The organism is Pectobacterium peruviense, assembly GCF_003312355.2.
Classification (GTDB): Bacteria; Pseudomonadota; Gammaproteobacteria; order Enterobacterales; family Enterobacteriaceae; genus Pectobacterium; species Pectobacterium peruviense.
On sequence record NZ_CP161826.1, the window covers coordinates 845,999 to 857,814 of the forward strand.

Genomic DNA, 11,816 nt, shown 5'->3' on the forward strand with positions numbered 1-11,816 from the left:
ACAGCGCCGCGCATTAGGATTTCTCTGGCGCTGAATGGACGAGCTGACCTTTGAAATACGTTTTGACCACGTTGGCACGATGAACCTGTTTGATCGGGACGTTAAACAAATGGCGATCCAACACGATCAAATCGGCGGATTTACCCAGCTCAACCGATCCCGTTTCTTTCTCTATGCCCATCGCTTTCGCGCTATTGATGGTATAGATACGAATTGCTTCAGGCAGATCGACGGCCTCTTCGGGAGCCAGTGTTCCGGGCGCATCACCCAGCGGATTCTGCCGCGTCACCAGCCCTTCAATTCCGATCCAGGGAGATGGCGTTGGGCCACCCGCTGGCCAGTCAGAACCGCCAGCGACCACCGCACCAGAACGTAGCAATTTAACCGTGGGGACAAAATCCTTCATACGCTCTTCGCCAATGGTCACGACGCTGGCGTTTGTCATATCGGAAGGAAACCACAGCATCGGCGAGAGATCGGCGGCAACTCGCAACTGTGCGAAGCGTGGCATATCTTGCGGTGAGATCAAATGCGTATGCGCGATTTGATGCATCGGGCCATTTGACCCATTAATTTTACGCACTTGCTCAACGGCATCCAGCGCCAGACGGAGTGAACCATCTCCCGCAGCATGAAGCTTGGTAGAAATCCCTTGTTTATCTAGCTTGGAGAGGATCTCAACGACTTGCTCGGTGGTGTAGTGGGTATCGCCGTGATAGTGAGCGCCGTGTGCCTGAGTTGGCAGATAGGGCTCAATCAGCTTTGCGGTATGAGCTGGTGGAACACCATCCAAAACAAATTTAAAACGATCGGGGAAGAAGTTTGTGGTGCGGTAGACATCACGTCTGGCAACCAGCTCCAGACCCGCAGCGCCTTCATCCAACAGCGGAGTGGAGACGATCGAGCCGATAATACGCAGAGGCAGACCTTCTGCCCGGTCAATCTTGCTCCAGATGCGCAGATTGACTTCTGAGCTAACCGCTTCCTGCACGCCAGTAATACCTAACGACACCATCGTTTTGGCGGCTCCGCGCCCTGATGTCAGCCGTTGCTCTTCCGTGCGTACGGGGACCAGACTTTGCACATGTTGGAACGCGGGGAATTCTTGCAACAGGCCGGTTGGCTCGCCTGTTTTTGAATCTTTAACAATGACGCCACCGGCTGGGCTAACGGACTGCGCGGTGATAGCGGCCAGACGCATCGCTTCGCTGTTAATCCAGCGGTTATGGTAAGAATCATCACGCAGAATGACCGGACGCCCGTTGCTGATTTTATCCAATTTCGCCAGCGCTTCAGCGGTAGAAAGCTCCGCCATACGTGGGCTGCCCCAGGCAGAACCGATCACCCATTCTCCCGGTCCGGCTTTTTGCGCGCATTCACTGACCTGGCTCAGCATGTCATCCAGTGAGCTTGTTTGTGAGAAATTACAGGAGTAAATATCTTCATAGCCACCGTCTAACGGATGAGCGTGGACATCATTAATGCCCGGCATTGCCATGCTGCCGTTGAGATCAACCACCTGCGTTTTCGGGCCGATAAACTCTGCTGCCTGTGCATTTGAACCGATGAAAACGTAGCGACCATCACGTACTGCAACAGCTTCTGCCCACGGCTGACCTTGATTGACGGTGTAAATATTGCCGTTACGTAAAACTAAATCGGCAGTCTCTGCCGTTTCTGCCGCCATTAGCGTAGATGAAGAAAAAAGCAAACCTGAGACGGTGACAGCAAGTGCTGCGAGCCTGAAAGAAGTGTTTGGTGGCAAAGAATAATCGGTTGTCGCGTTGCCAGAAGATGGCGAGGGTGCCTTATTGGCGGTGTTTTGGGATAGGTTTTTGTTAGCGGTGCGGTGTGCACTATTTTTGTCCATACGTTATATCTCCATATATAGCGTTTATTCCTCATTGATGAGGCGCTGCTATTTTTCGGCAGCGATGGAGAAATAACTGTACAGATTGTGCTCTGATTATCTCGATGAGCACGAAACGCACATGATGTGATGATTTCCTTGGTTGATTGTTTACTGGTGACTTTCCTGTACGCTATAAAATGAAAAGCCTCCGATAAATCGGAGGCTTATAATGGAATTATTGACAATAATCTCTAAGGTTAGCCTTAGAAAGGAATGTCGTCGTCGAAATCCATTGGTGGTTCGTTGCTTTGTGCCGGAGCATTATTTTGTGAGGAAGACGAGTTCTGAGCTGGGCGCTGTTGAGCTTGCGCACCGCCACTGAACTGGTTGCCGCCCTGCGGTTGTTGAGGTTGACCCCAACCGCCTTGCTGTTGACCGCCACCTGCATTGCCACCGCCTGCTGGTGCGCCGCCGCCCTGACGTCCACCTAACATCTGCATGGTGCCGCCGACGTTAACGACCACTTCGGTGGTGTAACGCTCTACGCCAGCCTGATCGGCCCATTTACGGGTTTGCAGTGCGCCTTCAATGTAGACCTGAGAGCCTTTACGCAGGTATTCGCCCGCGACTTCTGCCAGTTTGCCGAACAGAACCACACGGTGCCATTCGGTCTTCTCTTTCTGCTCACCGGTTTGCTTGTCACGCCAGCTTTCCGACGTAGCCAGCGTGATGTTGGCAACTGCACCACCATTCGGCATATAGCGGACTTCCGGGTCTTGACCCAGATTCCCGACAAGAATCACTTTATTAACGCCTCTGCTGGCCATGCTCGTCTCTCCTGATGAATCGGTAGATTTATTTTCTAAGTCTAAACGATCAATCTTACCATGTGGAAAACTCTATGTCATACCTGCGAAATAGCTTCAGAAATGAAAGTCAGATTTGCAGCGTTTGCAAAAGTAAACGGGTTTAATACTGGATATTCATTCAGTTTTTTTTGTGCCATAATTGTTCGTTTCGTACCGGTTCTCTCCGTTCGGGAGACGATGACAAACCGTTTTTATTCCGGGAAGTGTGTGAATGGATAAGATCGAAGTTCGTGGTGCTCGTACCCATAATCTCAAGAATATCAATCTGATAATCCCCCGTGACAAACTGATCGTAATCACCGGTCTGTCTGGTTCGGGTAAGTCATCGCTGGCGTTTGACACGCTGTATGCCGAAGGGCAGCGACGCTATGTGGAATCCCTCTCCGCCTATGCCCGTCAGTTTTTGTCGCTGATGGAAAAACCGGATGTCGATCATATAGAAGGGCTGTCGCCCGCCATTTCTATCGAGCAGAAATCCACTTCACACAACCCACGCTCTACGGTCGGGACGATTACCGAAATTCATGACTACCTGCGCCTGCTGTTTGCTCGCGTGGGTGAACCGCGCTGCCCAGAGCATGATGTGCCGCTGGATGCGCAGACCGTCAGCCAGATGGTGGACAATGTGCTGGCGCAGCCGGAAGGAAAACGCCTGATGCTGCTGGCGCCGATTGTGAAAGATCGCAAAGGTGAGCACAGCAAGACGCTGGAAAACTTGGCCTCACAGGGCTATATCCGTGCTCGTATCGACGGTGAAGTGTGCGATCTGTCCGATCCGCCGAAGCTGGAACTACAGAAAAAACACACCATCGAAGTTGTCGTCGATCGCTTTAAAGTGCGAGAAGATCTGGCACAGCGGCTGGCAGAGTCGTTTGAAACCGCGCTGGATTTGTCCGGTGGTAGCGTAGTCGTGGCCGATATGGACGATCCAACGCAGCCTGAACTGCTGTTCTCGGCGAACTTTGCCTGTCCGGTGTGTGGCTACAGCATGCACGAACTGGAACCGCGTATGTTCTCGTTCAACAATCCCGCGGGGGCGTGCCCAAGCTGTGATGGTCTGGGCGTGCAGCAGTTCTTCGATCCGGCTCGCGTGGTGCAAAACGCAGAGCTATCTCTAGCGGGCGGCGCGATTCGCGGTTGGGATCGCCGCAATTTCTACTATTTCCAGATGCTGCGCTCACTGGCGGAGCACTACAAATTTGACGTAGATGCCCCGTTTGAGGGACTGAGCGCCGCAGTGCAGAAAGTGATTCTGTACGGCTCCGGTAAAGAGAACGTCGAATTCAAATATATCAACGATCGCGGCGACACCTCCGTGCGTCGTCATCCGTTTGAAGGCGTGCTGCACAACATGGAGCGTCGCTATAAAGAGACGGAATCCACGGCGGTGCGTGAAGAGCTGGCGAAATTCATCAGCAACCGTTCCTGTGCCAGCTGCGGCGGGACGCGTCTGCGTGAAGAAGCGCGTAACGTGTTTGTCGAACAGACCACGCTGCCGCAGATTTCCGATATGAGCATCGGCCATGCGATGACGTTTTTCAAGAACATGAAGCTCAGTGGGCAGCGCGCCCAAATCGCCGAGAAAGTGCTGAAAGAGATTGGCGATCGGCTGAAGTTTCTGGTGAATGTCGGGCTGAACTATTTGTCGCTTTCCCGTTCGGCGGAAACGCTGTCCGGCGGTGAGGCGCAGCGTATTCGTCTGGCAAGTCAGATCGGCGCTGGGCTGGTTGGCGTCATGTACGTGCTGGATGAGCCGTCCATTGGTTTGCACCAGCGCGACAACGAGCGCCTGTTGGAAACGTTGGTTCATCTGCGCGATCTGGGCAATACCGTTATTGTGGTGGAACACGATGAAGACGCGATTCGTGCTGCCGACCATGTGATTGATATCGGCCCCGGTGCGGGTGTGCACGGCGGGCAGATTGTCGCCGAAGGCACGATGGACGAGATTATGGCGGTGTCGGGTTCGCTGACGGGTCAATTCCTTAGCGGCAAACGCAAGATTGAAATACCGAAGCATCGCGTACCTGCGGATCCAACCAAAGTGCTGAAGCTGATCGGCGCGAAGGGCAACAACCTGAAAGACGTCACGCTGACGCTGCCGGTTGGCCTGTTTACCTGCATCACCGGTGTGTCTGGGTCGGGTAAATCTACGCTCATCAACGATACCTTGTTCCCACTGGCGCAGCGCCAGTTGAACGGCGCAACGCTGGCAGAACCTGCCGCTTACCGTGAAATTCAGGGGCTGGAGCATTTCGACAAAGTGATCGATATCGATCAAAGCCCGATCGGTCGTACGCCGCGCTCGAACCCTGCAACCTACACTGGCATTTTCACGCCGATTCGCGAGCTGTTTGCCGGTGTGCCGGAATCTCGTACCCGTGGTTATAACCCCGGCCGTTTCAGCTTTAACGTGCGCGGTGGACGCTGCGAAGCCTGTCAGGGCGACGGCGTGATCAAGGTAGAAATGCACTTCCTGCCGGATGTCTATGTGCCGTGTGACCAGTGCAAAGGCAAGCGCTATAACCGCGAAACGCTGGAAATTAAATACAAGGGCAAAGGTATCCATGAAGTGCTGGATATGACCATTGAAGAAGCGCGTGAGTTCTTTGATGCCATTCCGGCGCTGGCGCGGAAGCTGCAAACGCTGATCGACGTTGGCCTGTCTTATATTCGCCTTGGGCAGTCGGCAACCACGTTGTCCGGCGGTGAGGCGCAGCGTGTGAAACTGGCGCGTGAATTGTCAAAACGTGGAACCGGACAGACGCTGTATATTCTCGACGAACCGACGACCGGTTTGCACTTTGCTGATATTGAACAGCTTCTTACCGTTCTGCATCAGTTGCGCGATCAGGGTAATACCATCGTGGTGATTGAACACAATCTTGATGTGATTAAAACGGCGGACTGGATTGTCGATTTAGGGCCGGAAGGCGGCAGCGGTGGCGGAGAAATTCTGGTTTCCGGCACGCCGGAAACGGTGGCGGACTGTGAACAGTCCCACACCGCGCGCTTCCTGCGACCTATTCTGGCTCGCGAAGCCTGATAGCGAGAGGCCAAATCATGTGGACGCAATATGAAATCCGCCTGAAGCCGAAAGCCAGAGGTTTCCATCTGGTGACTGACGAAATACTGGCGCAGGTTGTCGCACTGCGCCAGATAAAAGTCGGGTTGATGCATGTGTTCATCAAACATACTTCGGCGGCGCTGACGATTAATGAGAATGCCGATCCCACGGTGCTGCAGGATTTCGAGAGCTTTTTTAATCGCTTAGTGCCGGAGGATGAACCTTACTACCGCCATACTTATGAAGGTAGCGACGACATGCCCGCGCACCTGAAAGGTAGCCTGCTGGGAAATAGCCTGACGATTCCCATCACCAACGGACGCCTGAACATCGGTACCTGGCAGGGCATTTACCTGTGTGAACACCGCAACCACGGCGGCAGCCGCTCGCTGGTTGTCACGCTGAATGGGGAATAACACCCTTGAAGCGAGTCGTACCAGCAACGTATCCCCGATAAGCCCTGAACTGCCTGCACGGCAGTGAACATTTTCGCAATCACTCCACTAATCGGTTTGTTTTTCTAAGCTGCCAGTGCGGCAGTGAACGGTAAACCACTCTGATAGCTCGGTGTCGTGACTTTCTAAGCTGCCTATACGGCAGTGAACGCCGCTTGCGGGGCTCGGCGGATCATCAGACTGTTTCTAAGCTGCCTATACGGCAGTGAACGCAAACATTGGTGTGGCCGGAAAGTCCGTTATTTTCTAAGCTGCCTATACGGCAGTGAACTAATTTGCGCCCACATGTCGGGGTTTTTATCGTTTCTAAGCTGCCTATACGGCAGTGAACGAGCAGCGGCCACATTTTTTTGTTCTGCGGCATTTCTAAGCTGCCTATACGGCAGTGAACGAGCAGCGGCCACATTTTTTTGTTCTGCGGCATTTCTAAGCTGCCTATACGGCAGTGAACCATTCCTATTTTACGGTAGTTACCTAATTTTAAAAGAAAATAAACTATTTCTCCCGAAAAACCCTTTTTTATCATAGCGCTTAATTGATATTAAAAATCAATTATTTACAAGTGTCCGTGAAAAAAGGGTGCCAACCCTGTGGCAACGATTTTATCTATTCTCGGTAGACCTATGTTAGGTGCGTACATATGCCGCGGATATACAAGAGAACGATTCAAATCTATACTTAGCCTATATTTTAGTTAGGCTAGCGGCTGGCTGAATTCTGTATTAAGAGGAGGTGCATTATGCGTATTGTTTCGGTATTTAAAAACGGTAATAACCGTGCTATTCGCTTGCCGCGTGATATGGACTTTGAAGGCGTCAATGAACTAGAGATCGTGCGTGAGGGGGATACCATCATGTTGCGCCCGGTCAAGCCCAATTGGCATTCGTTTCTGCAAGAAGAGCGCGCTGACGCTGACTTTATGACAGAACGTCAGGATGTAGTCGAAGAGGGGAGATTCGAACTGTGAGCCGTTTGTTCATGTTGGATACCAATATCTGTTCCTTCATTATGCGTGAACACCCGGCTGCGGTGATTGAAAAGTTGCAGCAATGCACATTGCGACGCGATCGAATCGTGGTATCAGCGATCACGTACGCTGAAATGCGTTTCGGTGCGGTTGGCAAAAAAGCTTCGCCGCGCCATATGCTGCTGGTTGATGCTTTCTGCCGCCGACTTGATGCGATATTACCTTGGGATAGCGCAGCGGTAGACGTCACCACAAAAATTAAAATTTCACTAGCTGCCGCTGGTACACCTATTGGTCCAAACGATACGGCCATTGCTGGTCATGCTATCAGCGCTAAGGCCATACTAGTCACCAATAATCTGAGAGAATTTGAGCGAGTACCGGAACTGATACTGGAAGATTGGGTTAAATAATTGCTCTGATTGGCTGGACGTGTTCCAACGCAATGGAAGCCCAGAGGCTTGTTAAACTGCCTGTGCGGCAGTGAATACGCAAAAAGCTGATCTGAACCAAGGTGCATGTTTCTAAGCTACCTATACGGCAGTGAACAACATTACGCCTCAGAAAGCCGACTTCAATCATTTCTAAGCTACCTACACGGCAGTGAACGGTTAGGTTTTCACACTAACAACCAGATTATTAAAGAGAATATGGTTTTTCTCAAAAACCCTTTTTTATTAAGACGACCAACTGCAATTAACAATCAATAGCTTGCAGTTGGCCGTTAAAAAAGGGTTAGAACCACGGAACGGTGGCTTCCGTGCTTAAACCGTAGGAAGAGAAACGGCCTGCGGTAGGGGCGTTCTGTAGCGGGCCATGTTCCACAAATACAAAAAACATCTGCCCGTTGGACAAGCTCTTTATTTGCACAAACGGTAGTGCGCTGCGTTTCTCTATTGCGTCGGGAATTCGTGCCGCAGCTTCCGCTTCCGTCAGCCAGCCTTTGCTAACGGAGCGTCGGCGTAGACGTTCGGCGCTGCTTTTGAGCTGAATGCGGCGCACGGTACGAAACTTCACACCATCAGGTACGGCCTTGCACTCAGAAACCTGTGTGTAATCCCGCAATCCTTTCAGCCAGAATGTTTTTTCTAACACAGAGAGCGCGTCTTCCGTACCGTGTAGCCGCAAGCATTCCCCCAGCGTTTTACCCACTTCGGGAAAGCTAATCCCAATCTTGCCATCGGCCAATTGCCCCAGAGCCCGGTGCAGTTTGGCAAACAGCGCGTTCAATAGCTGAGACGCAGTGAACTCGGGATCGGGTTGGACGCGAATATCAATGTAGTGATCCATACCGCCACCTTATTCGCCTTTTTCACCAAACACACCGCCGCGAATCAGCGTGGCGATCACGTAATGCTGCTGTTCAGGCATGGGAACATCGCCTTTAATCACCCAGTTATCCAGCAGCGTGTAGAAATCCATTTTCTCTTTGGGCTGTCGGTAGGCTTTACCGCGACTGGTTACGGAGCCGTAAGGTTCGACGGCAATCGGACCCGCTTCATCAGCCGCCGGATACCAGTCGTCGATGGTGCGCAATGCATTGCCAATTTTCTGTGAGTGAATGGCCGCGACATCATTCACTTGATAGAGGATCTTGCTCTTGCCGTTACGCGCTTTTTCGTCGAGCACCAGTTCCTGAGAAGGGAAGACTTCCTGACCGTTACCTAGCTGTACATAAGCTTCGACGGTAAAAAGCGCCGAGGTGTCACCCGCCAGCCCTTTCTCAATCGCTTGTGTCAGTGCGGCAAGATCGCCTGCCGGCTGGCTGAACTGGCGCAGTGAATAGTCTTCACCGTTGAATTCCCAACTTCTTTCACCTTTCTTGGTGACGACCACACGGATCGCCTCTGCGCCGACACGGTTGCGCCACAGAAAACGACCGTTCGCGATGTTCTCTGCATAGCGTGCTGCTAATGTGCTGAAACCTTGTTCCTGAGCGTATCCGGTAATGATTTGCCCCAACGCGGTTTGGTACTCCTGATCGTTACAGACCGAGGGCTGCGCCAGATTACCCAATACCCGCAGAGTGAACACGACTTTCAGGGTATCGGCCCCGAAGGGAAGGGCGGCGACGTCCACTTTTTGCAGGTTGGCTTTCTGAATTTCCGCATCCAGTTTGGCTGGGTCGCTAGTGAGGGCATTTTTCAGGCGGTTAGAGATTGTCCCGCGTACCGATTTCTCCTGAATGGCAATGGCCGTCCAGTTATCCTGCTGCGCCCAGTTTCCTGCATACATCAATGCATCCGAGTTAGCCAATTTACGTTCAAAAGCCAGTACTGATGCGGTCTTTAACGTCGTTGCTGCTTTTGCCATGATGTCGTCCTTTTTAGTAATCGAATTCGTAGGAAGTGTCTTCAGCTACAGGATGGGTATCCGCTAATTGGCGGCAGTGATAATCGCCGTTCTGATAGTCATATTCCCAGAGTATCTGGCGGATATCGCTGATGCGGTGCGCCCCTTGCCATTCTCCGATGCCGTAGGCGGCTTCGGCAAAACAGAACGGCGTGTGTGGATCGCGGGTTTTATCAACCTCACCGGGCGCATAAAGTGGCGAAATGGCACGGTAGCCAATCATCAATGGCGTCAGAAAACCGCCGTCGCCGGGTTTGGGAAGGTATTTCCACTGTACGGTTTCATCGCTAGGATCGCGTTCTGCCTGCATCTTTAGCGCGGCAAAATCCAGCCAGGCATCGATCATTTCTGCTTGCGGGTTGGCTTGCTGTAACGTCTGAAAATGGCGATGCAGTAGTGAGGTGCGATCTCGCAGCACAAAGCCCGGTAATAGGCGGCGCATGACTCCACGGGTTTCCGCTTCGTCCACCGGTAACGACTGGACGGTGACCCGCTCGATATCAATCACTGTTCCTCCTGCCAGACGTTGGCATTGCGCCTGCTGTTTCAAATGTTCACATAGCGCTGTCGTGTCCGCCGGAATCTGTCCGTCGCAGCGTATTAACAGCGAGACGGTCATATGCATGCGGCCTTCTTCATTAAAAGCGGCCGTTTTGGCTTCTTTGGTGAGTGGATTACGGGTCAGGGCAAAACTCCGCTCCCAGCTAGAACCATAGGCATGTAGCTGATGCTGATGGCTTACTACGCCGCAGCCTTCCAGCGTCAGTCCGTGGCTGGCCTGTAACTTACGCGATAGCGCATGGGTAAAACCGAGAAAGTGCGTAATCGCGGGGAAGCCGTAGGTCAGTCCAGCAATGGCGTTGGCGTTTTCGACCTGGATACGGCGGAGGATAATCAACGTGCTCATGCCAGCTCCTCTTTCAGTGCGCTTTCCATTTCACGCATACGACGTTTGAACAGGGCTGCGGTAGACCATTCCCGACGTTCGACCTCGCCGAAAATCAGGTTTTCATGTTTGAGGCGACGGTTCAGCCAGCGGCCAAACTCGTAGGCTACTGCCTGTTGCCAGTCTCCCGCTTCGCGTTCACGGCGGAAAACCGTATCCGTTTCTGCACGATAAGGGTCGAGCCATAGCTGCTGGGCGCGTTTCAGTTCAGACTCTGCGCTCCAACCGACGGGTAGATTCTGCACGCTGGCGACATAGAAGAAGAGCTGATCGATCAACTGGTCGAGGTAACGCAGGCGCTGTTGACGAATGTCGCGATTGTTTTCTACGTCTTTGACGCTGAGTAAAAAGCGCTGCATCTGCGCTAACGTCGCTCTGGTGTGATAGTCCACCTCGCCGCGTGGCCGGAAAATGGATTCATGCTGCTGCGGCGGTTTTTCAATACTATTCCACTGTGGTGGCGCACTGCTGAGCAAATAAGAACGACCGCTGCGGCTACTGTTTAGCGCGGAAATATTTTGCGGCTTAGTGCCCCCCATATTCTGTACTGCCAGATTGGGATAGCTGATAGAGAGCTGGTCGTGCCACTGATTTGTTCTTTGCGCCTGACGAATCGCTTTTGCCTCGTCACCAAAACGCACCGCACTGATCCGCTGGTGGAGCGCGTGTGCCAACGAAGAGGAGTAAAGCGGGCTGAGCAGATGGTATTCGCCGTTTGCTAGCGGGAAATAGATTTGTTTGGCTAGCTTATGTGAGCTGGGTTGGCGATTGGTGAACACCTGTTGAAACCCTGTTAGCCACTGTGCAAGCTGCTCTGGGTTTTCAGCCAGCGCTTCCAGTGCGCGGTTGTCACCACGCTGTAAGGCGGCGACCAGCGAATCACCGTCGTGTTCAGTCTGTAGCAGCTTGGCGACATCGAGTGCGGCTGCGTTGCCGACGGCATCAATGGCGGGTTGTGCCAGCGTCGCGGTGGAGAGCGTTTTAGCATTCGCTACCGTTTCGGCGTTAAAGACGCTGCTGCCTTTGGCATCACTGTGGGTGAACTTCAACGCATGCGTGACTAGGCTGATTTGTCCAGCGCGGCTGGCGGCATCGGTTAACCAGTTGCACGCCTCGTGCTTCTGCTCTATCTCCTGCCGCGCCTGTGCCAGTTCTCGTTCCGCTACAGCCAGCGCTTCACCGCTGAGTGCCGCACGTTTCTTCTCCGCCTCTTTATCGAAAGCATCCAGCTTGGCCTGCTTTCGCGTGCTGATGTAGGACACAATGAACTGTGCCAGCTTATTCTCTTCCATTCCTCCTCCTCTTGTT

The 11,816-nt window shown here is 52.7% G+C and carries 10 protein-coding genes and 1 CRISPR repeat array; of the genes, 4 read left to right on the top strand and 6 right to left on the bottom strand.

Features of this window, described 5'->3' with window-relative positions; all coding sequences use genetic code 11:
- Positions 1-13: 13 nt before the first annotated feature.
- Positions 14-1,870: an amidohydrolase gene (locus DUT67_RS03810; protein ID WP_113632782.1), complete on the bottom strand. Its 1,857-nt coding sequence runs from the start codon at positions 1,868-1,870 to the stop codon at positions 14-16.
- 245 nt (positions 1,871-2,115) lie between these two features.
- Positions 2,116-2,679, bottom strand: coding sequence for a single-stranded DNA-binding protein (locus DUT67_RS03815; RefSeq protein ID WP_048262203.1), 564 nt, complete (start codon positions 2,677-2,679; stop codon positions 2,116-2,118).
- 253 nt (positions 2,680-2,932) lie between these two features.
- Between DUT67_RS03815 and uvrA the strand changes: the two genes are divergently transcribed.
- From uvrA to DUT67_RS03835, 4 genes are all read left to right on the top strand, one after another.
- Positions 2,933-5,767 carry an excinuclease ABC subunit UvrA gene (gene uvrA, locus DUT67_RS03820; protein ID WP_113632783.1) on the top strand — a complete coding sequence of 945 codons (2,835 nt, stop codon included), beginning with the start codon at positions 2,933-2,935 and terminating at the stop codon, positions 5,765-5,767.
- A gap of 17 nt (positions 5,768-5,784) precedes the next feature.
- The gene (locus DUT67_RS03825; RefSeq protein WP_113632784.1) at positions 5,785-6,204 is read left to right on the top strand and encodes a secondary thiamine-phosphate synthase enzyme YjbQ; all 420 of its coding nucleotides are present in this window, start codon (positions 5,785-5,787) and stop codon (positions 6,202-6,204) included.
- A gap of 41 nt (positions 6,205-6,245) precedes the next feature.
- Positions 6,246-6,694: direct repeats of the CRISPR family, unit length 28 nt; unit sequence TTTCTAAGCTGCCTATACGGCAGTGAAC.
- Between the two features lie 288 nt (positions 6,695-6,982).
- A complete protein-coding gene (gene vapB, locus DUT67_RS03830; RefSeq protein ID WP_011095187.1) occupies positions 6,983-7,210 on the top strand; it encodes a type II toxin-antitoxin system VapB family antitoxin in 228 nt (75 codons plus the stop codon).
- Positions 7,207-7,623 (top strand): type II toxin-antitoxin system VapC family toxin, encoded by a 417-nt coding sequence (locus tag DUT67_RS03835; protein WP_113632785.1) that lies wholly within the window; start codon positions 7,207-7,209, stop codon positions 7,621-7,623. The genes vapB and DUT67_RS03835 overlap by 4 nt, the downstream gene beginning before the upstream one ends.
- Positions 7,624-7,945: 322 nt before the next feature.
- Here the strand turns inward: DUT67_RS03835 and cas6f are convergent, their stop codons facing one another.
- Genes cas6f through csy1 form a run of 4 tightly spaced genes read right to left on the bottom strand, consistent with a single transcriptional unit; the run spans position 7,946 to position 11,800 of the window.
- Positions 7,946-8,500 carry a type I-F CRISPR-associated endoribonuclease Cas6/Csy4 gene (gene cas6f, locus DUT67_RS03840; protein WP_113626664.1) on the bottom strand — a complete coding sequence of 185 codons (555 nt, stop codon included), beginning with the start codon at positions 8,498-8,500 and terminating at the stop codon, positions 7,946-7,948.
- A 9-nt stretch (positions 8,501-8,509) separates the two neighbouring features.
- Entirely contained in the window at positions 8,510-9,523 is a 1,014-nt protein-coding gene (gene csy3, locus DUT67_RS03845) for a type I-F CRISPR-associated protein Csy3 (protein ID WP_113626665.1), read from the bottom strand.
- Between the two features lie 13 nt (positions 9,524-9,536).
- A complete protein-coding gene (csy2, locus tag DUT67_RS03850) occupies positions 9,537-10,469 on the bottom strand; it encodes a type I-F CRISPR-associated protein Csy2 (RefSeq protein ID WP_048262192.1) in 933 nt (310 codons plus the stop codon).
- Positions 10,466-11,800 carry a type I-F CRISPR-associated protein Csy1 gene (gene csy1 / locus DUT67_RS03855; protein WP_113626666.1) on the bottom strand — a complete coding sequence of 445 codons (1,335 nt, stop codon included), beginning with the start codon at positions 11,798-11,800 and terminating at the stop codon, positions 10,466-10,468. Before csy1 ends, csy2 begins: the two co-directional genes overlap by 4 nt.
- Between the last annotated feature and the right edge of the window lie 16 nt (positions 11,801-11,816).